Source organism: Sodalis sp. C49, assembly GCF_046352915.1.
Lineage (GTDB): Bacteria > Pseudomonadota > Gammaproteobacteria > Enterobacterales > Enterobacteriaceae > Acerihabitans.
In genome coordinates, this window is sequence record NZ_CP163303.1 from 145815 (window position 1) to 169015 (window position 23201).

The following is a 23201-nucleotide window of genomic DNA, read 5'->3' on the forward strand; positions in this document are numbered from 1 at the left end:
TGCAGCGAATAATTATCTATTGTCTCGCCGCATAAAATTTAAAATAGAGGCTTAACGTTATGTCGAGGAAAGTCACAATACCTATCGGTATCGGCTATGGCCTTACCGATATCATGGGCGGGGGGGCGTTTACCGTTATCGGCGCCTGGCTATTGTTCTACTATACGACCTTTGTCGGCCTGTCGCCGATACAGGCGGCGTCGATTGTGGGTATCGCGCGTATTGTCGATGCTATCGTCAGCCTGTTTATGGGAAGTTTTACCGACCATTTTTACAAAAACTATTTTGGTAAAAAATTTGGCCGCCGGCGCTTCTTTTTATTAATCGGTTCGCCGCTCATGCTGGTCTATGCCTTATTGTGGCTTAACGGCATGAATTATTGGTTTTATCTGTCGGTATATTTATTATTTGAAATCATTGCCGCGATGGTGCTGATCCCCTGGGAAACCCTGCCGTCGGAAATGACCAAGGACTTTAACCAGCGGACCAAATTATCGACCTGCCGCATGTTCCTCTCGGCGATGGGCACGTTCCTGGCAACCTTCATTCCGGGATTGCTGATTGGCCATTTCGGGGAAAACAACCCTACGGCCTATTTGGTTAACGGCCTGTTTTTTGCCGTGCTGTTCGCGGTATGCATCATGGTCTCGTATAGCGTGACCTGGGAGCGGGCGTTGACGCCGGCCATGCTGGCGGATCTGGATCGCGCCAAATCCACCGATAAACACAGCGTTGGCGAGCAATTAAAGCGCTTTGGCCGGCTATGGATAGAGTATGGCTCGACGCTGAAAATACGCGCTTTTCGTAAACATATCGCCATTTACCTGCTGTCTTTTACCGCCAAGGATATCTTTAATACCGTCTTTGTCTTTTTCTGCGTGTATTGCCTGAGCGTCTCCGCGTCATTTGCCGCGGGCCTGCTTTCCCTCAGTATTATCGGCCTGCCGGTGACGTTATTGGCGGGCATGGCGATTATTAAATACGGTCCCTCCCGCCTGTATATTTGCGGCTATACCATTATGCTGGTTTGCCTGGGGGCGCTGCTTGCGGTGTACCTGAATAATCCGCCGGCCAAGGTCCTGATGCTTTACGCTATCGCCATCACCTACCAGATAGGACGCTGCCTGTTGGAATTTACCCCCTGGAACGTCTTTCCGTTTATTCCCGATATCGACGAGATGGTGACCAAAAAACGCCGCGAAGGGCTGTTTGCCGCGGTGATGACCTTTTCCCGCAAGACAAGTGTTGCCATCGCCACCTTTTTTGTCGGCGTGATTTTGCAGGAAGGGGGGTTTATTACCGGCAGCGCCGTGCAGTCCCCGCAGGCGGTAACGACCATCGCCATGCTGCTGTTTATCGGTACCGGCGGCCTGCTGGTGCTGGCGCTGTGCGTCGCGCTGACGTTCAGACTGAATAAACGCACCCATACCATTCTGGTGCAGGACATCGAGCGGCTTAAGAACAACGGCGATAAACGCCAGGTCGACCCGCGCACCCGGGCTGTCGTCGAAGACCTGACCGGCTATAGTTATGATAGGGTCTGGCCGGATACCGTGCCGGAAGTGGCGCCGGCGGCCGCGCCGGAGACGGCGTAAAGGTATTGCGCCGCGGCGGCCGGGCTGATTCCCGGCGCCGCGCGCCGCTGTTTCTCATCCCGCCATCCCCGCGGCCGGTAGCGCCGGCCGCGTTCCGTACGCCCATGACGCGCTATTCAGTCATCCTCAAACCATTCGCCGTTGCGCTCGCTAATAGGCGTAATGGAGAAAATCATTTCCTGCAAATGGAGGCGCATCGCCTGTTCGGCGGCGTCGGCGTCTTTGGCTTTAATGGCGCGGAGAATATGATGATGCTGTTCGATAAGCCGGTCCGGCGGCGAGACTTCGCTTAAGGTCAGAAAACGCACCCGGTCCATCGCCGCCTTGATATTTTCCACCGTTTCCCAGGCCAGGGCGCAATCAATGCTGCCGGCGATAAGCCGGTGAAAATCATCATCAAGCCGCAGGAACTCAAAGCTATCGTTTTTTTGCGCCGAGCGCGATTGCAGCTCCAGATTATATTCCAGCCGCTCAAGATACTCCGGGCGGGCCTGCCTGGCGGCGCGGCGTACCACGGCGCTTTCCAGCGATTCACGGATAAAACGCCCGTCCTCAACCAGCCTGGCGGAGATTTTACGCACAAAGGTGCCGCGCTGGGGCAATACCTGGACCAGCCCGGTTTCCGCCAGTTTAATAAAAGCTTCGCGCACGGGTTGGCGCGAGACATTAAACCGCGCGGAGATTTCTTTTTCGGAAAGCAGCGAACCCGGCGGGATTATGCAGGTGACAATCTCCTGGCGCAGGAAACGGTAAATCTGCTGATTTACCGGCTGACCGGCATGGAGGATATGGGTGAGCGACATAGGATATTGACCGTTTTATCAAATAGCTTAGCTGAATATATTACAATTGCCGGTAAGTCTAAAGGGATGATGCACCCGCTATTGCCGTTATGTCGGCTGGCGCCGGCTTATAGTAATACGATAAGCTATATGCGGTAATAACGGCGGGCAAACAGTAGGGGGGATCGTGGGATGCAAAAACGGCTCGACCTGGGTATCGGCGGTCAATCTCTATCACCAGGCTACGCCGGGGCCTGCCGCGCCTTGCGGCGTGCGCCGTCTATCGCGCCCGGGCGGTATCCCGGCCAGGCGGGCTGACGATGGCGCCGTTATCCCGCCGCCGGCTCTTGCGCCTCGGCGCCGGATGGGCGGCCTGGAGCACCCTGGGCGCAAGGGTTTCATTCGGCGCGCCGCCGGTATCCCCGCGGCCGCCTTCGCCAGGAGCATCGCCTATGCCGACCCGTCCTATCCCTTCCTCGCGCGAAGCGCTGCCGGTTATCGGCCTTGGCACCTATCGCGGCTTTGATGTCGCGCCCGGCGACAGTCAGTATGCGCGGCTTCCCGCGGTGCTGGATGCGTTGTTTGCCGCCGGCGGCACGGTTATCGACAGTTCGCCCATGTACGGCCGGGCGGAGCGCACCACCGGCGAACTGCTGGGGGCGCGGCGGCTGCGGCCCCGGGCCTTTCTCGCCACCAAGGTATGGACCTCCGGACGCGAGGCCGGCATCCGGCAAATGGAGGCGTCGTTCCGTTTACTGCAAACCGATCGCATCGATCTGATGCAAATCCATAATCTGCTGGACTGGCAAACGCACCTGCCCACCCTGCGCGCGATGAAAGCGGCGGGACGCATCCGCTATATCGGCGTCACGCACTATACCCCTGCGGCGTACGATGCGCTGGAGAGCCTCATCAACGCCACGCCGCTGGATTTTCTGCAGATTAACTATGCCCTGGACGATCGCGCGGCCGAACAACGGCTGCTCCCCCTGGCGCGTGACAAAGGGGTGGCCGTTATCTGCAACACGCCGTTTGGCGGCGGCGGGCTGCTCAGGCGCCTGGGGGCGACGCCGCTGCCCGGCTGGGCCGCAGACGCCGGCGCCGTGTCCTGGGCGCAGCTGGCGCTGAAGTTCGTGCTCGCCAATTCCGCCGTCACCTGCGCCATACCGGGCACGGGCAATCCCAGGTACATGGCGGAAAACGCGGCGGCGGCGACCGGACCGGCGCTGACGCCGCGGCAGCGGCGCGAACTGATCGCCCTGGTCTGATGGCGGCGGGCAAACCGCCGTGACGTCCACCCGCGGCAGTCCAGCCGCGCGCCGCAGCCCCCTTGCCGCGAAAATCGCGGCGAACACGCGCGCGGTTGATCCTCACTCAGCCAGGCTGTGGCCGGCAATCGGCGCCGGTCGCCTTCAGCACGCTGGCGATATTATGCCGGTGTACCGCCTCATAGGGCTCGAACCAGGCCACCGCGCCGGTCGCCAGCGAGGCGGCGGCAAACTCCACCAGCGGCAAAGCGGCTAATTCCGGGTGTGCCGGCAGCCGGAGCAGCTGTTCCACATACCGCTGCGTGGCGGCGATCAGGTCGCGCGGGTAGCCGCCGGCGGCAATCATCTCTAAGCGGCCGTGGTTCGGCAGGATCCGCTGGAAATCCCACTGCCCGAGGCGGGCCAGCTCGCGCAGGTGTATCGCGAGCCGTCCGGGTTCGGCGACATAGGTCAGGGTATCCTCCAGCGTGTCGCCGGCCAACAGCAGCCCCAGCGAAGGGATGCGCACCACCAGGCCGTCCGCGCTGTGGATATCGTACTGGCGCAGCTCCAGGGAGAGGGCGCCGACGGTCAGGTCCAGGCGATCGGTAAAGGTGGTGGTGGGCAGGACCAGCGGCGTAATGGGCGGGGCGCCGTTTTCCAGCTCTTCGCGGTGTTCTATCAGCAATTGCCGGGTCAGGTCGCAGGCGATGATTTCGCAATCGGCGAACGCCGCGTTGCCCGCGACATGATCGGTATGCCAATGGCTCATGATCACCCTGATGGCGGTGACGCCCTCTTCTTCCAGGATGGCGCGGATCGCCGCGGCGTGATCGAGCGTCATGTGGGTATCGTACACCACCGCCTCGTGGCCCGCGATGATGGCGTAGGTGGCGGTGCCGAGAGAGAAGGCGCCGTCATCGAGCCAGTTAGCTTGCGCGCCGTAAAGTCTCTTATGGGGGATGCGCCCGTCGTAAAAGGCCATGATCCCGGGCCAGGGGCGGCAGACGCGCAGGGTGGCGGCCTGGGAAACGCTATGCTGATGATCTGACATGCAACACCTGCCTTGATTGAGAATGCCGCGCCGGCGGCCGGTCAAAAACCCTACGCGCGGCATGCGGCGCGAGAGTGCCCGCTTTGACTATACACTATGGGCCTTTTTTTAGGCATAGACTTGCATAATGATAGTCACTGGCGGTATGCTACTTTCAACTTGATAGTTACCAGCCGGAGCGCCCGCCCATGACCAAGACCGATTTCAGCGCCATGCCCTGTCCCATCGCCCGCAGCCTGGGACGGGTAGGGGAATGGTGGAGCATGCTGATCCTGCGCGACGCCTTCTACGGCCTGACGCGGTTTTATGAATTCGAGGCCAGTCTGAAGATCGCCCCCAATATGCTGACGCGCCGGTTAACCGAACTGGTGGAAAACGGCCTGCTGGAGCGCAGGCAGTACAGCGATAAGCCTCCCCGCCACGAATATCACTTGACCGAGGCCGGACGCGATTTCCAGCCGGTATTATGGGCGTTGCTGGCCTGGGGCAACGCCCATTTCGCCCCCGAAGGCATCGCGACACAGCTGGTCAACCGGGAAACCAACGTGCCGGCGCAGCCGATACTGGTGGATGCCGTAACCGGTGAAAAAATGACCGACGCGGCCTATCGGGTAGGCCCGGGACCGATGGCCAGCGAGCAAATGCGCTACCGCATGGCATTTTTGCAGCTAAAAGAAACGACCGGGGATGACAACCTGCGTTTTAACCCGCCCGCTAAAAAATTTGCTTAACAGGATAGCCCGATGAACACGCCTCTCAGCGCAAGCGACGCGCCGCCGCGCGGCATGAAAAAAAGCCGCGTCCTGATGCTTATGGCCTTGACGGCCGGCGCGGCAATACTTACCGGTTACGGCTATTTTTGGTGGACTCAAAGCCGCTTTATGCAGACCACCGACGATGCGTATATCGGCGGCGACATCACCACCATCAGCGCCAAAGTGGCGGGATATGTCGCAAGCGTCGAGGTCACCGATAACCAGGCGGTGCATGCCGGCGATGTGCTGGTGCGCCTTGACGATCGGGATTACCGGGCCGAACTGGCGAAAACGGAAAGCGAAATCGCCGCGCAGCAGGCCGCGCTGGTCAATCTGGCCTCGACGCGCAGTTTAAAGGAAGCGCTGATCGAGCAGGCCAAGGCCGCCATCGCCGGTTACGACGCGCAAACGGAACGCACCCGCCATGACCTGGATCGCTACCAAAAACTGCAGATGTCCGCCGCCGTCTCCGTGCAAAGCCTGCAAAAAGCCGAGGCCGACTACCGGCAGGCGGTGGCTGATGGCCAGCAGGCCCGCGCGGCGCTCCTGGCGGCACAGCGTCAGCTGGCGGTCACCGATAGCGAAAAAGGCCAGATCAAGGCCGCACTGGATCAGGCCGTTGCCGGGCGCGATCTCGCGCGGCTTAATGTGGAGTACAGCCAGATCCGCGCGCCGATAAACGGCGTGGTGGGCAACCGGCGGGCCAGGTTGGGCGCCTGGGCCGGCGCCGGCAGCCAGCTGTTGGTCATTATCCCGGCCACGGGCTTGTGGGTGGACGCCAATTTTAAAGAAGATCAGCTGGCGGATATGCGGCCGGGACAGCGCGCCACGGTGCGGGCCGATATCCAGCCCGGGCGGGTGTTCCACGGTACGGTCAGCAGCCTGGCGCCGGCGACCGGCGCGCAGTTCAGCGTGCTGCCGACGGAAAACGCCACCGGCAATTTCACCAAAATCGTCCAGCGCGTCCCGGTGCGCATCAATCTTGACCGCGACGACGGCACGCTGGGCCTGCTGCGCCCGGGGCTGTCGGTAACCGCCGCCATCGACAGCCGCGAAGCGGAACGCCCGTGAGCGCCGCCGCCGCGCCGGCCGCGCATTCATCGGTGGCGGCCCTGCCGGCCGGCATGACGCTGCCCACCCGTATCTTCGCCTTTGCCACCATGTGCGTCGGCATGTTCATCGCCTTGCTGGATATACAAATTGTCTCGGCGTCGTTAAAGGATATCGGCGGCGGCCTGTCGGCGGGCACCGATGAAACCGTCTGGGTCCAGACCGCCTATCTGATCGCCGAGATCATCGTCATACCGCTTTCGGGCTGGCTGGCGCATGTGATGTCGACCCGCTGGCTGTTCTGCGTTTCCGCCATTGGCTTTACCTTATCGAGCCTGCTGTGCGGCTGGGCGTGGAATATCCAGAGCATGATTCTGTTCCGGGCGATGCAGGGATTTCTCGGCGGTTCGATGATCCCGCTGGTGTTTACCACCGCCTTTATCTTTTTTGCCGGGCCGCAGCGGGTGTTCGCCGCCGCCACCGTCGGCGGCATCGCGTCGCTGGCGCCGACGCTTGGGCCGACGGTGGGCGGCTGGATTACCGAAAACTATTCCTGGCACTGGCTCTTTTTTATCAATTTAGTGCCGGGGATTTTTGTTGCCGTCGCCGTGCCGCTTATGGTCAGGATTGACCGCGCCAACCTGGCGCTGCTGCGCGGCGCCGATTACCTGGGCATCGTACTGCTGGCGCTCTGCCTGGGCTGCCTTGAGTACACTTTGGAGGAGGGGCCGCGCTGGGATTGGTTTGGTGATGGCGTTATCCTGGCCACCGCCTGGATTTCCGCCGTGGCGGGCGTGCTGTTTCTCTGGCGCTCGCTAACCTTTGCCCGGCCGATTGTCGATCTGCGCGCGTTAAAAGAGCGCAACTTCGCCCTTGGCTGTTTTTTCTCCTTTATCACCGGCGTCGGCATCTTCGCCACTATCTACCTGACGCCGCTGTTCCTCGGCCAGGTCCGGGGATTCAGCGCGCTGCAGATCGGTATGGCGGTATTTTCCACCGGCATCTTCCAGGTCCTGTCCATTCCGGTTTATTCCTTTTTTGCCAACCGTATCGATCTGCGCTGGCTGCTGATGTTCGGCCTTGCCTGCTTTGCTTTCTCCATGTGGAATTTTATGCCGATTACCCATGACTGGGGGGCGCGGGAACTGCTGATACCCCAGGCGTTCCGCGGCATGGCGCAGCAGTTTTCCGTCGCCCCGGTCGTCACGCTGACCCTGGGCAGCCTGGCGCCGGAACGACTGAAAATGGCCTCGGGGCTCTTCAACCTGATGCGCAACCTGGGCGGCGCCATCGGCATTGCCTGGTGCGCGACGTTGCTCAACGATCGCACCAACCTGCATTATTCCCGCCTGGCGGAATCCCTGACGGCGTCCAACGAGGCGATGAACGCCATGCTGGATACGCTGGCCGGGCAATTTACCCGGCTCGGCTACGATCCGTCCTCCGCCGCTGCCGCCGCGTTGCGCCAGCTGTGGTCGCTGGCTTACCGCGAGGCGCGCACGTTAACCTTCAGCGATACGTTTATGGCGATCATGTGGTGCTTTATCATCGCCACCGCCATGGTGCCGCTGATGAAGAAAATAACCAAGCCGGCGGCGGCGCCCCCGGCGCATTGACGGCGGCAAAGGCGGATGGGCGCGTGGCCACGTTATTGCGCGCTCACGTCCGTGCGCTGGATTTTGGTATAAAGATAGACGGCCAGCCCGCCCAGGATGGCTACCGCGCCGATAACGCTGAATCCCGCCAGATAGGAGCCGGTGTTGCTGTACAGCACGCCGACGACAAAACCGGCGGTGGTGCCGCCGCCGCCCGCGCCGATGCCGTTAATCACCCCGGCCGCCGGGCCTACCGCTTCGGGCTGGACGCTTGAGGTGATAATCGACCAGATATTGGTGGTGTAGCTGCTGGTGAAATAGGCGATGGCCAGGGTAATCAACGCCATTTTCGCCACCGGATTATCAATAACGGGCAACATGACCAGCAGTATGCCGGCGACGGCCAGTCCCGAGGCGGCGATCAGCCCGCGTTTCTGGGTACGATCGCTGATATAGGCCATCGGAATGGCGAACACAATCGCCAGCATATAGGGCAGGGAACTGGCAAACCCCTGCCACAGGCCGGTAAAGCCCAGCGAATGAACCAGCATCGGAATAAACAGCGTAATGCCCCAAAACAGCATGCCGTTGGCGAAATAACTGAATATCAATAACAGGAAGGGATAACCGCCGAGCGCCTGGAAAGTCAGTTTCCCGGCGGGACGCGCCTCTTCGGCCGCCGCCCCGCTGCCGCCCTCCGGTGCGTTTTTCAGGAAAAGCAAAAACAACGGCACCACGATCGCCAGGCCCAGCCCGCCGGTGATATAAAAAATCCATTCCCAGCCCAGGGCGTCGTAAATGGGCGTCAGGATCAGGAACCCCAGCGCCAGCGCCAGGAACTGGCCGTAAAACTGGATAAGATTGGTGCCGCGCGTGATTTCATCTTTGGTAAACCAGGCGCGGGCGAAACGGAATTGCTGCGGCCAGTAAATGCCTTCCGCGATGCCGAGAATAATGCGGTAGATAATCAACAGCGTGGGCGAGGTGACCCAGGCGGTCATCACCTGGGCCAGCGACCAGATCAGCACCATGCTGACGATGGTGGTTTTGGGGTTCAGTTTGTAGGTAAGGAAGCCGCCGAAAAAATTCGCCACCGCATAGCCGATAAGAAAGCCGGTTAATGCCAGGCTTTTGGTCGCCGCGCCGGAAAAACCCAGATCGCGTTCCATGCCGGGCAGCGCAATGGAGAGGTTTGAACGATCGAGATAAGCGACAAATAGCCCAATCATCAATGTGCCGCCGATACGGTACCATTTTGCATGACTCATATCCTGTCCCATTCTGTGTTTATTTTAATGATTCCATCGTAGGGTGACGTGGCCTGGCGAACGTGCCGGCCGTGTTATTGCGCGTAGCGCCGGATAAGGCTCCGGTCGATTTCAATGCCCAGCCCCGGTTTATCCGGCACCGGCATCGACGGCCCGATGACTAAGTCGGAAAGCTGTTCGCGAAAGACGTTGGGCGCCCGATCCAGCTCCAGCAGCGGCCGCGCCTTTACCATCGAGGGCACCGCCACCGGAATGGCGGAGATTAAATGCAGCGTGGCGGCCAAGGAGATGGCGGAACCCCATAGATGGGGATAACAATCGACGCCGAAGGCGGTGGCCATCACGGCGATATGCCACGCTTCGCCCAAGCCGCCGCAGGCGGCGACATCCGGCTGGGCGATGTCCACGCAGCGTTGTTCCAGGAACGGCCGGAAGCCAAAGCGGGTAAATTCCGATTCGCCGCCGGCGATGCGCATATGCAACGCGCTTCTCACCTCGCGATAGCCGGTGAAATCATCCGGCAGCACCGGCTCCTCGAACCAGGAGATGTCCTGTTCTTCAATCATCCTGCCCAACTGGATGGCCTCGCGCGCGGTATAGGCTCGATTGGCATCCACCGCCAGGCCGGCATCGGGGCCGATCAACTGCCGCACCCGCGCCACCCGTTGCGCATCCTGGCGAAGCCCCAGGCCGCCCACTTTCATTTTAAAGGCCCGGAATCCCTGGTTCAGCGCCTCTTCAGCGTCTTTTTCCAGCGTATAGCGCGCGTCGCCGGAATAATAAAAAGACGACGCATAGGCGGTGACCGGCACCGCGGCGGCGGCGCCCAGCAATGCCGCGATAGGCTGCCCCATGATTTTGCCGGCGATATCCCATAGGGCGATATCGATACCGGACAGCGCGGAAACCGCGATGCCTTTGCGGCCGAATTCACGGGTGCGGTTGTAGAGGGTTTCCCATAATGGCGCGCGCTGCAGCGGATCCTGCCCGATCAGCAGCGGGGCGAATAATTCATTGATCAGCGCGGCGTTGGCCCTGGCCGGGCCAAAACACTCGCCCCAGCCGATCACGCCCTCGTCGGTGATGATTTCCAACAGGCAGCTGGCCCGGCTATCCCATAACCACTGGGACATGCCGAACTGTGTATCCAGTTTTTGTACCACCACGTAAGTCTTGATATCTTGAATGTGCATCGCTGCCTCCGGTCCAGCAGGGTAATCGATTACCCTGGCGGTAAAAATTAAGTCAGGGTTGAGTCTCTCGGGATCAGTTTCACCGGTAATTCAATGGCGTCCGGTCCATTTTGCGGTTCTTTTTTAATCAAATGGGCGATCAGTCTTTTCGCCGCGGCGGCGCCGACCTCGTAGGTCGGTTGCGCGACCACCGTCAGGCTGGGATCACTGACCGAGGCCCATTCGGTATCGTCAAAACCGATAAACAGGAAATCGGCGGGAATGGCATATCCCAGGACCTTGGCGGCCTTGAGCACCGCCAGCGCCAGCATGCCGTTGGTGGCGATAATGCCCAGCCGTTGCCGCGGGTCGCGCCGCGCCATGATATGTTGCAGGGCGTCGGCGACCGGCTCGACCTGGACACGGCCGATAATCTGGATATCGCTGATGATGCCGTCGGCCCCGGCGCGGGCGGCGTGCGTGCGGAAAGCCTCAACGCGTTCCATGCGCGGGCTGATCCCGGTGGTGGGCGGGCTGAGCAATGCCAGGGAACGGCAGCCCTGCGCCCGCAAATGATCCACCGCCAGGGCCATGCCCTGCGCGTTATTCACGGTAATGGCCTGCACCGCCCCCTGGCTGATTTTACGTCCAACCAGCACCACGGGGGTCCGCTCGGCCAGGCTGGCGATAAGACCATCGTTGCCGCCGGTGGTATTTATCACAAAACCGTCGACCCGTTTCGCCAGCATCATCTCGATAAATTCTTTCTCCTTTACCGGCAGTTCCCTGGAATTGCAGACGAATATGGTATAGCCGAACGCCGCGCAGGCTTCCTCGATCCCTTGCAGGATGGCGATGGAATAGGGATTGAGGATATCGGACACGATCACCGCGATGGTGTTGCTTTTGGTGCTGCGCAGCGTGCGCGCCACATCGTTCGGTTTATAGCCCATAGCGTCAATCACGCTTTCAATGCGCAATCGGGTGTCCGCGCTCATCGCATGAAACTTGCCGTTCATATAACGTGATACCGTGGCGGTGGAGACGCCCGCCGCCTGGGCGACATCACGGATAGCTATGGGTTTTTGCATGTTTATTCGCATTAGGTAATCGATTACCTAATGTTAGATTCTCACTGCGAAACCATACTGTGATCCAAGGCGCAAAAATGATTTTCAGTCGGGAAAGGAATGAGCAGGCACCGGCGAGGCGGGCGTGGCAGCTACGCCCGGCAAGAGGCTGGGAACGGCCCGAAGGCCGGTGTTAAGAAATTAGGGTCGTCAGCTGGGAAGTCTTCGGTTGGGAAACATGTAGCGCCGCCGCATGGTTTGCCGCCTCCACAGCGTCTCTTAGCGACGCGCCGCGGTTAAATGCATGACAGAAGTTGCCCAAAAAACAGTCGCCAGCGCCATGGGTGCTCACCAGTGTGACTTTTTCCGCCGGCAGGTAGTCGTAGGCATCATCGGTGGCGGAAAACGCTACCCCATGTTCACCCGCGGTGACCAATACCACGGAAAACCGTTGTTTTAAGGCTACTACCGCGGCGCCCGCGGAGTCGGCATCGTTTACGGCCACGCCCGACATATCGCGCGCCTCGATGGCATTGACCACCAACATGTCGATGTACCGCTGGAAATCGGCGGACAACGTTTTTGCCGGCGCGGCATTTAAACAGACGGTAATATTGCGCCTGCGGGCTTCCCGCGCGGCGGATAAATTCACGCTTTCCGGCACTTCATTTTGCAATACCAGCAGGCCGACGCCTGACCAGACATCATCATGGCTAAGTCTGGTGATATCAATGGCATTATTAGCGCCGGATATCACAATGGCCCCATAATCACCGTCGGCATCCGTGATGGCCAAACTCATTCCCGAGGCAAGCGTGGCGACGGTTTCAACCGGGGTGGTATCTATTCCGTACGCTTGCAGCGTCGAGAGAAGAAAGCGGCCTTTATCGTCCGCGCCCACGGCACCGAGGAACACAACGTTAGCCCCCGCTTTGGCCGCCGCTACGGCCTGGTTGCCTCCCTTGCCGCCGAACTTAAATGAGGCGGAGTCGCCGATCACCGTTTCGCCTTTTTCGGGAAGGTGAGGGGCATCGACCATCATGTCGTAATGCAGGCTGCCGACCACTAAAATTTTATTTACACGCATCAATCTACCCTCATGCTGCGCACCGCCATTTGAGTTTTATTCAGATTAGCCTGTGCAATCTTGAGATTTTTCTTCGCTATGGCGACGAATAACGCGTCCAGTATATTGAGCTGCGCTATTCGCGATGCCGCATTTTCACCCAACAAGGGTGAGCCCTGCGACGTTGAATGCAGTTCCACATCGGCGTACTTCACTATGGGCGAGTTAACATAGTTTGAGATAGCGATAACTTTCGCGCCATTTTTAGCGGCGAGCTTTATGGGTTCAATCACCGCTTTGGTGGTGCCGGAGTGGCTTATCGCGATCACCGCATCATCATCATTCAATACCGATGCCGACATCATCATCATGTGGGAATCATCATGCACCATGCCCCGTATGCCGATTTTTAACAGTTTGTGCGACATATCCCGAGCTACCTGCGCCGATCCCCCCACGCCGTATAAATCAATATTTCTCGCGCGGTATATTATTTCCGCTGCTCGCTCAAATGCTGCAATATCAATAATGGCCATGGTTTCCTCAATCGCTTGTATCGAGGTTTTGAAAACCTTTTCCAATAATTGCGCGGATGAGTCGTCCGGCGATATTTCTTTATGAAGATTAGCCACGTCGGAATGATTATAATGTATTAAACTGGTCCTGAAATCCCGGAAACCGGTAAAATCCAGTTTTTTGGCTAATTTAACAATCATGGCTTCTGAAACGCTATTTTCTGTGGCAATTTCCTTGAGTGACGTGCTTTCAGAAAGGCTTTCTTTAGAGGTAATTGACTCCACTACCTTTATTTCCAGCGGCGTTAATTGTGGTAATCGCATACGAATTTGCGCGCCAATGGCTCTTGGATCATATTTCATCGCTACTTACCTCTGGTGGCCCTGTCAATCAGCATGGCGATTATAATGATTAGGCCGGTGGCAAGCAATTGATAGAAGGCCTGGATGTTCATCAACGTCAGGCCATTTCGCAAGGCGCCAAGGATTATGGTACCGATAATGGTGCCGATGATACTGCCCTTGCCGCCCATCAGGGAGGCGCCGCCAATGGCCGCGGCGGCGATGGCATCCAGCTCCCACAGGTTGCCCAGGGTGGGTTCGGCCGCGCCCAGCCGGCCAATTAAAATCAGGGAAGAAATAGCAGCAAGCAGCCCGGAAATAATAAAGACAATGACTTTGGTTTTTTCCACCGGCACCCCGGCTACCCTGGCCGCTTCCTGGTTGCCGCCCACGGCGAGAATATATTCGCCCAACGGCGTTTTGTTCATAATAACCCATAATATTATCGCTATAATTGCTACGATCACTATCGGGCAGGGGATGCCGAAGAAATAGCCGTTGATAAAGCTCCTGAATTCTTGCGGAATACCAAAGATGGGATTGCCGCCGGTATAGATTAATGCCACGGCGCGAAACAGCGACAGACCGCCCAGCGTGACGATAAACGGCTGCAGCCCGGCGTAGGCCACCAGCACGCCGCTGAAGGTGCCGCATAACACGCCGACCGCCAGCGCGCCGATGATGGAGAGCGAAATAGGCACGCCGGCCACCATCAGCGACGCCGCGACCACGGCGGAAAGCGCTGCCACGGGACCGACCGACAGGTCGATGCTGCCGGAGATTATGACCAGCGTCATGCCGAGGGCAATGGCGGCGTTGAGGGAAGACTGCTGGAGGATATTCAGCAGGTTGGGTACGGTAAGGAATACGGGCGACAACACCGAAAATACGCCTACGATGATGATAAGGCCTATTAATGTTCCCGCGTCACGCAAATTAAATTTAAGCAGGGAAGAGTAGTATTTACTCCGCAAAGTACTCTCTTGGGCATTCATGGTTTAACCTCATGATATTAATCTGTGAAAAAGTAGAATAAAAATCAATTTACAGTGCTGCTGAGAGCGTATTGAGCAATTTTTTCTTCGCTGATATCGCCGCCGGTCAATTGGGCGGCAACTTTGCCGTCCTTTATCACCAGCACGCGATCTGAAATTCGCATTATTTCCGGCATTTCCGATGACACCACAATTATGGCTTTACCGTCATGCGCCAGTTTTTCAATAAGGTTATAGATTTCTGATTTGGCGCCGACGTCAATACCCCGGGTCGGCTCATCGAATAAAAAGACTTCATTTTTGGCTGCGACCCATCTGCCGATAATGACTTTCTGCTGGTTGCCGCCGCTTAATGTGCCGATGTGTCGCTGAATATCCAAGGGTCTGAGCCTTAAACTGGACATCACCTCAACGGCCACGCTTTTAAGTTTTTTACTGTTAACCAGCCCCTGGCGGGTAAACTGCTTCATGGAAGGCAGCGCCATATTGACCGCTACGGACCTTTCCTTGATTATTCCCTCTTTTTTCCGGTCTTCCGGCACCAGTCCGATGCCGGCCTGGATAGCAGACCTGACGTTGTGGGATGTGATTTCCCGGCCATTGATAAAAATCCGGCCGCTGGTTTTTTTGTCCAGGCCGGCGATAAGGCGCAGCAGTTCCGTGCGTCCTGAGCCGACCAGACCGGCAATGCCCAGCACCTCGCCCGCATATACCGAAAAACTGGCGGGCTTGACGGCATTGTTCCGGCCCAGGTTTTCCACCTTTAATATTTCCCGATCGGTGGCGAAGGTATTGTGTTTTATCTTATCAATCTTACGGCCGACCATGCGGGTGACCAGGGTCTCTTCGGTTTCCTCAGCAAGATTAACCACGCCGACCTGTTTGCCGTCGCGCAAAATAGTGGCCCGATCGCAGACCTTGAAAATTTCATCCATTTTGTGTGATACATAGATAATGGACACGCCCATCATTTTCAGGTCATGGATCAATTGCGCCAGCCGCTCGAACTCCGTCGGCGTCAGGCTGGACGTCGGTTCGTCCATGGCGATGATCTTGGCCTCCTCCAGCAAGGCCCGGCCAATTTCGACAATTTGCTGTTGCGCCACTTTCAGCGTCTTGATCTGCGCATCGGGGTCGATGGCGGGATCCAGTTGCCGGAGGATAAGCTTGGCTTTGGCATACTGGGCTTTTTTATCCACGAACAGGCCGTTGTGCTTCGTTAGCGGGCGTCCGAGAAACATATTTTGCGCGACGGAGAGTTCGGGAACATGCTGTAATTCCTGATGAATCATGGCGATCCCCGCGTTGCGGGCGGCGAGGGGGTTTTTAATCTTGACCGCAGCGCCTTCAAGCATAATATCGCCGGAATTGGCTTCTTTTACTCCGGACAATAGATTCAGCAGCGTGGATTTACCCGCGCCGTTCTCACCGATCAGGGCATGAACCTCGCCGGCTTTTACGGCGAAATTCACCTCATCAAGTACCGTAACGGCGCCATATATCTTGGTCATGTTACGCATTTCCAAACGATAATTGTCCATAACCTCTCCATGCGCGCATGGCTTAAGCGCTTATTGTTGCTGCAGTAGGGTTTTGAGTTGCTCTTTGGTGGCGGTACGGAATTGATTGGCGTTGTCTTTGGTAATCAGCGCCTGGGGTGTTGACACCACACGCGGCAGGGGCTGGCCCGCAATCAATCGAACAGCCACTTCCATCCCCACCTCACCTGTGAGTTCAGGAAAACTGTCCACCGTGCCGGTCAATTCGCCACGCTCAATGGAATTGTATGCATCCGAGATGCCGTCGGTGCCGAATACCGCTACCTGTTTAGACATGCCCGCGGCATGAACCGCCTCCACCACGCCCAGCGCCATGCCGTCATTGTTGGCATAGAAGCCGATCAGGTCGGGATGCTGCTGTAAAATAGTGGCGGAGGCGTTGTAGGCGGTTTCACGGCTCCAGTTTGCCGGGACGCTGGCGACCACCTGGAATTTACCGTTGGCGGTGAGTGTTTCACGCAAACCCTGGGTGCGCTGGCGTGCCGCGTAAACGCCCGGCTGTCCTTCAATTATCGCCACTTTCCCACCCTGCGGATGATGTTTGATGAACCATTCGGCAACACGTACGCCATTGTCCTTTTGCACATTGCCGACATAGTGGGCGGCGCCGGGCATAACCGCGTCGTTAACGTTTATCACCGCGACGCCGCGCGCCTTGGCGGTTTCCACCGCGGGCTCAAGATTAGCGTCGGTCTGCGGCGAAACCAGCAGACCGTTAAAACCCTGGGCTATCAGCGTCTCAGCGATGGATAACTGCCCCATCTGATCGTCCTCGTTGGCCGCGGCTTGGTAAACAAAGGTAATGCCATGCTGTTTGGCGAAATTTTCATACCCCTTTCCCAGGGTTCGCCAGTACTCGTTGGTTAAGGTTTTGGATACGCCGCCGATTTTCAATCCGGGTTTTACCGCCGGCAGCGGGCCAAATTTTTGTTCCAGCTGGGTCCAGTTTATGCGATCGGGCTCGGTGTCGGATTGCAGCGGCGGTAAATCGGCCGCGTGCAGCACCGCGGAACCGAATACGGATGCGGCAATAAGGGTAGAGAGGAGTTTATTCATAATCTGATTCCTTCTTTATTTAATTATTTTGCAAGCAGGATATCATTCACGATTTGCTGTGTTGACACTGCATCTTGACTGTCGATGCCGGTCTGCAAACCCGGGTGTCCGAGCAGCTTGCCTGACATTGCCAACAGCCGTTGTACCGTCGAAATATTGACTTCGCATTCACGCACCGGATCGAGACCGCTGGCATCCGGAAAAGTATCGAAATAATATGCCCCGCTAAAACCGTCTCGTTGCAACTGCCATAATAATTCCAGCGTGGCGCGTGGATTCACCGAGGCCACCATCAGCCCGTCGTCGCGTTTGCCATAACCGTCATTCAGATGCAGGCCCAGAATGCGGGAACGACGCGTCACCATACTGGCGGCAAAGGCCGGTATTTCATCGGCATACAGCACATGCGCGAAGTCTAGGGTAATGCCCAGATTACTGTTGCCGGCCTCTTCCACCGCCAGCAAGCAGGTGGCGACGTTGGGAAAGATGCTGAATGAACGGGGTTCATTGGGTTTATATTCAATGCTGATATCGCAATCGGGAGCATATTCGGCAACTTCCTGCACCGCCTTTACCGCATCGCTCCACATTTTTTTATAGTCAGCCTGGAAGCTGTAATCAAAACCGTCCTGTCCCAGCCAGATGGTCATTAATTTCGTGCCTAATTCACGGCCGGCATCAATGCCGCGTTTGGTGAGTTCGATGGCATCGCGCCTCACTTGCGCGTCAGGATTCGTGAAGGCGCCAATCCTAAACGCGGGTTTGTCATACCGCATGGCCATGCCGTTGACGGTTAATCCGTGATCCGCAATATGCTGTCCAAGCGTTTTCAGATCAGCGCCGACATGCTGTGGATAATTTAAATCCAGATGCGTCAATCCCTTGACTCTAGAGGCTCTTTCGATCATTTGCATTACGGATGGCTTACCCTGCAAGTCCGGCCAGTACGCGTGCGCCCCCGAAGCGAAGGAGTTTAATCGTGTCGCAAACTTCAGTCCCGTCATGGTGAACCCTCATCAATTATAATTCGTGTTGTACTTATCTATTTCACAATAATTAGTGAAGTTGATAAGTAAGCTAACATCGGAATTATCACCCGGCAAGGGTATGGAAGGGAATTGTTCACAAATCAGAGGTAATTCACAAAATCAACCGGCGCAACCGTGAGGCGGCCATAGGGGGGATCGTGGGTTCGGCTTGCCATTAAACCGGGCGGCGGGGAAGGTCTTCCCGCCGCGCCGGCAAGGTCTTTACCGGGACGGCGAGGAGGGATTAGAAGATGGCCTGATATAACGCCTTGATATCCTCCAGGCTGGTTTGCCGGGGGTTGCCGCCGGTACAGACGTCGTCAAGCGCCGCCTGCGCCAGCGCCGGGATGTCCTGTTCCCTCAGGCCGACTTCGCGCAGCCGCGCGGGAATGCCCACCTCGCGGCAAAGCGCCTTCACCGCGTCGATGGCCGCCGTCCTCGCCTGCTCAAGCGGCATGGCGGCCGCGTTTTCAACACCCATCGCCACGGCGATCGCCCGGAATTTTTCACCGGTTTGCGCCGCGTTGTAGACCATAATATGCGGCAGAAGAATGGCATTGGCGACGCCGTGCGGGGTGTTGTAATACGCCCCCAGCGGATGCGCCATGCCGTGCACCAGCCCCAGGCCGACGTTGGAAAATCCCATGCCGGCGATATATTGCCCCAACGCCATGTCGTCCACGCCCCTGGCATCGCCCTGAACCGACGCGCGCAGCGAGCGGGCGATGATTTCAATGGCCTTCAGGTGAAACATATCGGTGAGTTCCCAGGCCGCCCGGGTGGTGTAGCCCTCAATGGCGTGCGTCAAGGCGTCTACGCCCGTGGCGGCTTTCAGGGACGCGGGCATGCTGGACATCATGTCCGGGTCGATAATCGCCACCAGCGGAATATCGTGGGGATCGACACAGACGAATTTACGCCGTTTGTCCTCATCGGTAATCACGTAGTTAATCGTCACTTCGGCCGCGGTGCCGGCCGTGGTGGGTATGGCGATCACCGGTACGCTGGCCGCGGTGGTGGCGGCCACGCCTTCCAGGCTAAGCACATCGGCGAAGCCGGGATTAGCGATGATAATGCCGATGGCCTTGCTGGTATCCTGCGGCGAACCGCCGCCGATGGCGATAAGAAAATCCGCCTGGGCCGCTTTAAAGGCGCTTACGCCGCGTTTGACGACGGAGACCGTGGGGTTTGGCATCACTTCATCAAAAACGTCGAAGGCAAAACCCGCCTGATCAAGTAACGCGAATACCCGGGTGGCCACCTTAACGCGGATTAACTCCTGGTCGGTAACAATCAGCGCCTTTTTATAACCGTGGGCCTTTGCTTCATCGATAATATGCGAAATAGCGCCCCGGCCAAAATAGGCGGTTTGATTTAGGATCATACGATTAGTCATAATGATAACCTTCGGTTGATTTCAGAATTGTTAGTAAGAAGTAACACGTCTTGTTTTATGCGTATGGCGTAATAACAGGCGATATATCGCCTGTGGATTGATCTTTGCCGGTATCGTAACGCAAGCGCCGCCCCAAGACCTTCTTCCCATTGCCAGTACCGGACAAAAGATGGCAATCATGTAAAGATGCCGCGGGAGTGGTAAAAATCGGTTATAGGTGTGAAAAATTCAGCCTTAAAAAAGAACGCTTTTATTATTTTTAGATTTAAAAACAACACATTAATTTAAATCAGCATGGCATAAATTATGTACTTAATTTTACGATAATTAAGATTGTTGTCGATAAATGAGCGCGAATAATAAAAAAAATGAAACGTCGTGCCGATTTTTTTATTAATAATACATTGTTTTTTGAGCGATAAAAAATAAGCTTATGAGAACCTGCCGCAAATAAATTAATTATGTTTTTGTGATACTCATCACATCCCTCTTTATATGCGTGCCAGGGTGACGATCTGAATGGCGTGGATATGAAGGTAAGGCTCAGTCCGATGCTTAGAATACAAAATTACATTGGCATTCATTTTCCGGCATGTGTCCCTATCACTTTATGCAAATTATTTTCTAAGGAATTGTAAATGGGCAGCTCAATTTTCCTCGGTATATTATGGCATTTCGTCGGCGCCGCTTCCGCCGCCTGTTTTTACGCGCCGTTCAAGCAGGTCCGGCGCTGGAGCTGGGAGACCATGTGGTCGCTGGGCGGGTTCTTTTCCTGGGTGGTGTTGCCCTGGACCGTCAGCGCCATCCTGCTCCCCGATTTCTGGGGCTATTTCGGCGCGTTTTCCTGGTCGACATTGCTGCCGGTATTTCTGTTTGGCGCCATGTGGGGCGTGGGAAATATTAATTACGGCCTGACGATGCGTTATCTCGGCATGTCCATGGGGATCGGCATTGCCATCGGCATCACCCTGATTGTCGGTACGCTGATGACGCCTATCCTGCAAGGGAAGTTCGGCGCCATGGCCGGCTCGACCGGCGGCCAGATCACCTTGCTGGGCGTGTTCGTCGCCCTGATAGGCGTCGGCATCGTCAGCTATGCCGGGGTAATGAAGGAAAAAGCGCTCGGCGTCAGCGCCCAGGAGTTCAGTCTTAAGAAGGGCCTGATCCTGGCCGTGCTGTGCGGGATCTTCTCCGCCGGCATGTCCTTTGCCATGGATGCCGCGGTGCCGATGCATATCGCCGCCAAAAATATCGGCATCAGCCCGCTGTACGTGGCGCTGCCCAGCTATGTGATCATCATGGGCGGCGGGGCTATCGTCAATCTGGCCTACTGTTTTTTCCGGTTGCGCCACCAGGCCCGAACTGTCGATAAAAGCGGATTTATCCGTGGGGAAATCCCTGCTGATAGCCAATGCGCTGTTCGCCATCCTCGGCGGCGTCATGTGGTATCTGCAATTTTTCTTCTATGCCTGGGGACACGCCAATATTCCGGAACAATACCGTTATGTCAGCTGGATGCTGCATATGAGCTTTTATGTGCTGTGCGGCGGCATCGTCGGCCTGCTGCTCAAAGAGTGGCTGGCCGTGGGCAAAAAACCGGTGCGGGTGCTGAGCCTCGGCGCGATGGTGATTATCCTGGCGGCCAATATCGTCGGCCTGGGCATCGCCTCCTGAACGGGGCGGGCCGCCGGTGATACGGCACCCGGCCCGCCATTTACCGCCTGAGCGCCGTGCCCAGCCCCGCAAGCGTGGGCGTCAGGCTGGCCCCGTTCGCCGGGCGCGGGAAATCGGCGGCCGCCAAGCGCCAGAAGGCCGGCGTTTCATCAAATTGATGCTCCAACTGTTCAATGCCCTCGCTGATGGCGCAGGCCACCAGGCTGGCGGCATGCGCAATCGGTCCGCTGGGGTTATGCGGCGCGCAACCGGCGCCGTGGGCGGCCGCAAGCGTTGCCACCTCCAGCACGCCGGTGATGCCGCGCGCATATTTGACATCCGGCATCACCACATCGTAAGCGCCGGCGGCGAGCCAGGGAAGAAACGCGGCGGGATGCGTCAGTTCCTCCAGGCCGGCCAGGCGCATGCCCAGGGTATTGGCTGCGCCGCGCAGGTGTTTCAGGGCGGGGATATTTTCCGGCGTTTCCGCCAGCGGGCACTCGAACCAGCTGACGCCAAGCGCCGCCAGTTCCGGTAATACCGCCGACGCGCCCGGCGGGTCGAAGCGCCAGTGGCAATCCACATACAGCTCGGCGGCGGGACCGATGGCCGCGCGGGTGGCCGCCACGCGCGCCAGCCCATCGTCCAGCCGCCGCCGGCCCAGCGGCGTCAGGCGGATATCGGGGGTCAGGCCGTCGAAAGGCGCTATCTTGATACGGTTAAACCCCGCCGCGCGCGCACGTTGCGCCGCCCGGGCGAAACCCGCCCCGTCGCGCTGGACGATGCTGCGATTGATATTGGCATACAACGGGATGCGGGTGCGGTAGCCGCCGCCCGCCAGCGATGCCGCATAGTCGCCCCTATCCTTGCCCCGGATATCCCACATCGCCTGTTCCAGGGCGCTGGCCATCGCCGCCTGGGGTACGCCGCGGGTTTCCCGGGCAATATAGGCGGCAAGCGCCTCCCAGGGCTGTCCCAGCAGATATCGCCGGGCGGCGTCATGGCAGGCGTCGAGCGCGCCGGGCTCGCGCACCCAGCTGGCCTCGCCCCAGCCGCATGCGCCGTCCGCCCGCGCCAGGCGGATAAATGACCAGGTGGTTTTGGTCGTGACCGGACAATGCACCAGTTCCAGCGCGGCGATGCGCGAATTATTCATGGGGTTCCTTCGTGGCGGCGTCAAAGGTTTGCGACCCGTCCGCGGGCGGGGCATGCTCACGCATCCGGTTGAGCAGCACCAGCTTTGCGCGCGCGGTATGGGCGGCGGTTACGGCCGCCGCCGCTTCACCGTCGCCGGCGGCGAAGGCCGCCAGCAGTAGCCGGTGATCGGCCACCACGCCGGCAAAACGGTCGGCTTGATAACCGTAGCGTTTCCACAGGGCGCGGATCAGCCGCCAATGCCGCTCGAGAATCAGGCTGGCGTCGCGGTTGGCGGCAATGTGATGAATGGCGGCGTGAAAATCGCGGTTGGCCGTAAGCGCCTCGGCGGCGTCGCCGCGGGCAACCGCCTCTTCGTGCCGCGCCCGCAGCGTTTCCAATTGTTCCAGCCACTGCGGCGTCATGCGCCCGGCGGCGCGGCGCGCCAGGTAGCTTTCAATCAACATGCGCACATCCAGCAATTCGGCCACGAAGGTCTCATCCACCGCCGCCACCCGCGCGCCCTTATTGGGCTGGGCGACGATCAGCCCTTCGCTTTCCAGCCGCTGCAGCGCCGCCCGTATCGGCATATGGGACACGCCGAAACGCGTGGCCAGCGCGTCGATGCGCAGCGGCGCCCCGGCGTCGAACTCCTGCCGGTTGATGATGGCGTCCCGAAGCCGGTCGGTAATGTCCGGTTCGCCGTCGTGGATGGGCTTATCTATTTTTCGCATAACGATATTTGATCAAATCATATGAGATGTGGAGTTATTTTCTGTTATAAATCGGCTTTATTCAATAGTATTCGGACAACAACAGACAATAATTTGATCAAATAACGCATTGCCGTTGGTTGGTCCATCGTTGAA

The 23201-nt window shown here is 58.0% G+C and carries 19 protein-coding genes and 1 pseudogene; 6 read left to right on the forward strand and 14 right to left on the reverse strand.

What is annotated here, in order from left to right:
• The first annotated feature begins 59 nt into the window (after window positions 1-59).
• Window positions 60-1595 carry an MFS transporter gene (locus tag ABUK12_RS00600; RefSeq protein ID WP_410014464.1) on the forward strand — a complete coding sequence of 512 codons (1536 nt, stop codon included), beginning with the start codon at window positions 60-62 and terminating at the stop codon, window positions 1593-1595.
• A gap of 116 nt (window positions 1596-1711) precedes the next feature.
• On the opposite strand, the gene ABUK12_RS00605 is transcribed toward ABUK12_RS00600, so the two are convergent.
• The gene (locus ABUK12_RS00605) at window positions 1712-2398 is read right to left on the reverse strand and encodes a GntR family transcriptional regulator (RefSeq protein ID WP_410014465.1); all 687 of its coding nucleotides are present in this window, start codon (window positions 2396-2398) and stop codon (window positions 1712-1714) included.
• Between the two features lie 431 nt (window positions 2399-2829).
• On the opposite strand from ABUK12_RS00605, the gene ABUK12_RS00610 reads away from it, so the two are divergent.
• Window positions 2830-3645, forward strand: a complete 816-nt coding sequence (locus tag ABUK12_RS00610) for an aldo/keto reductase (protein WP_410014466.1) — start codon at window positions 2830-2832, stop codon at window positions 3643-3645.
• Between the two features lie 106 nt (window positions 3646-3751).
• Here ABUK12_RS00610 and ABUK12_RS00615 read toward each other — a convergent pair whose 3' ends face one another.
• Window positions 3752-4678, reverse strand: coding sequence for an MBL fold metallo-hydrolase (locus ABUK12_RS00615; RefSeq protein WP_410014467.1), 927 nt, complete (start codon window positions 4676-4678; stop codon window positions 3752-3754).
• Window positions 4679-4866: 188 nt separating this feature from the next.
• On the opposite strand from ABUK12_RS00615, the gene ABUK12_RS00620 reads away from it, so the two are divergent.
• Genes ABUK12_RS00620 through ABUK12_RS00630 form a run of 3 tightly spaced genes read left to right on the forward strand, consistent with a single transcriptional unit; the run spans window position 4867 to window position 8099 of the window.
• Entirely contained in the window at window positions 4867-5409 is a 543-nt protein-coding gene (locus ABUK12_RS00620) for a winged helix-turn-helix transcriptional regulator (protein ID WP_410014468.1), read from the forward strand.
• Window positions 5410-5421: 12 nt separating this feature from the next.
• The gene (locus ABUK12_RS00625; RefSeq protein WP_410014469.1) at window positions 5422-6504 is read left to right on the forward strand and encodes an HlyD family secretion protein; all 1083 of its coding nucleotides are present in this window, start codon (window positions 5422-5424) and stop codon (window positions 6502-6504) included.
• 53 nt (window positions 6505-6557) lie between these two features.
• Window positions 6558-8099 carry a DHA2 family efflux MFS transporter permease subunit gene (locus ABUK12_RS00630; RefSeq protein WP_410016782.1) on the forward strand — a complete coding sequence of 514 codons (1542 nt, stop codon included), beginning with the start codon at window positions 6558-6560 and terminating at the stop codon, window positions 8097-8099.
• A gap of 32 nt (window positions 8100-8131) precedes the next feature.
• Here the strand turns inward: ABUK12_RS00630 and ABUK12_RS00635 are convergent, their stop codons facing one another.
• The 10 genes from ABUK12_RS00635 to fucO form a co-directional block, all read right to left on the reverse strand.
• Window positions 8132-9346 (reverse strand): MFS transporter, encoded by a 1215-nt coding sequence (locus ABUK12_RS00635; RefSeq protein ID WP_410014470.1) that lies wholly within the window; start codon window positions 9344-9346, stop codon window positions 8132-8134.
• A gap of 74 nt (window positions 9347-9420) precedes the next feature.
• On the reverse strand, window positions 9421-10539 hold the full coding sequence (locus tag ABUK12_RS00640) for a mandelate racemase/muconate lactonizing enzyme family protein (protein ID WP_410014471.1): 1119 nt from the start codon (window positions 10537-10539) through the stop codon (window positions 9421-9423).
• 47 nt (window positions 10540-10586) lie between these two features.
• On the reverse strand, window positions 10587-11609 hold the full coding sequence (locus ABUK12_RS00645) for a LacI family DNA-binding transcriptional regulator (protein ID WP_410014472.1): 1023 nt from the start codon (window positions 11607-11609) through the stop codon (window positions 10587-10589).
• A 172-nt stretch (window positions 11610-11781) separates the two neighbouring features.
• Window positions 11782-12675 (reverse strand): PfkB family carbohydrate kinase, encoded by an 894-nt coding sequence (locus ABUK12_RS00650; RefSeq protein ID WP_410014473.1) that lies wholly within the window; start codon window positions 12673-12675, stop codon window positions 11782-11784.
• Entirely contained in the window at window positions 12675-13532 is an 858-nt protein-coding gene (locus ABUK12_RS00655) for a MurR/RpiR family transcriptional regulator (RefSeq protein ID WP_410014474.1), read from the reverse strand. The genes ABUK12_RS00650 and ABUK12_RS00655 overlap by 1 nt, the downstream gene beginning before the upstream one ends.
• Before the next feature lie 2 nt (window positions 13533-13534).
• Complete coding sequence (locus tag ABUK12_RS00660; protein WP_410014475.1) at window positions 13535-14506, reverse strand: ABC transporter permease; 972 nt, start codon at window positions 14504-14506, stop codon at window positions 13535-13537.
• 44 nt (window positions 14507-14550) lie between these two features.
• Window positions 14551-16047: a sugar ABC transporter ATP-binding protein gene (locus ABUK12_RS00665; protein ID WP_410014476.1), complete on the reverse strand. Its 1497-nt coding sequence runs from the start codon at window positions 16045-16047 to the stop codon at window positions 14551-14553.
• A gap of 30 nt (window positions 16048-16077) precedes the next feature.
• The gene (locus ABUK12_RS00670; RefSeq protein WP_410014477.1) at window positions 16078-17121 is read right to left on the reverse strand and encodes a substrate-binding domain-containing protein; all 1044 of its coding nucleotides are present in this window, start codon (window positions 17119-17121) and stop codon (window positions 16078-16080) included.
• 23 nt (window positions 17122-17144) lie between these two features.
• Window positions 17145-18125, reverse strand: coding sequence for a sugar phosphate isomerase/epimerase family protein (locus ABUK12_RS00675; protein ID WP_410014478.1), 981 nt, complete (start codon window positions 18123-18125; stop codon window positions 17145-17147).
• Window positions 18126-18393: 268 nt separating this feature from the next.
• The gene (fucO, locus tag ABUK12_RS00680) at window positions 18394-19545 is read right to left on the reverse strand and encodes a lactaldehyde reductase (RefSeq protein ID WP_410014479.1); all 1152 of its coding nucleotides are present in this window, start codon (window positions 19543-19545) and stop codon (window positions 18394-18396) included.
• Window positions 19546-20183: 638 nt separating this feature from the next.
• Between fucO and rhaT the strand changes: the two are divergent.
• Window positions 20184-21219 (forward strand): annotated as a pseudogene (gene rhaT / locus ABUK12_RS00685) (L-rhamnose/proton symporter RhaT).
• Window positions 21220-21259: 40 nt separating this feature from the next.
• Here rhaT and ABUK12_RS00690 read toward each other — a convergent pair.
• The gene (locus tag ABUK12_RS00690) at window positions 21260-22354 is read right to left on the reverse strand and encodes an enolase C-terminal domain-like protein (protein ID WP_410014480.1); all 1095 of its coding nucleotides are present in this window, start codon (window positions 22352-22354) and stop codon (window positions 21260-21262) included.
• Window positions 22347-23066, reverse strand: a complete 720-nt coding sequence (locus ABUK12_RS00695; protein WP_410014481.1) for a GntR family transcriptional regulator — start codon at window positions 23064-23066, stop codon at window positions 22347-22349. Before ABUK12_RS00695 ends, ABUK12_RS00690 begins: the two co-directional genes overlap by 8 nt.
• Window positions 23067-23201 lie beyond the last annotated feature (135 nt).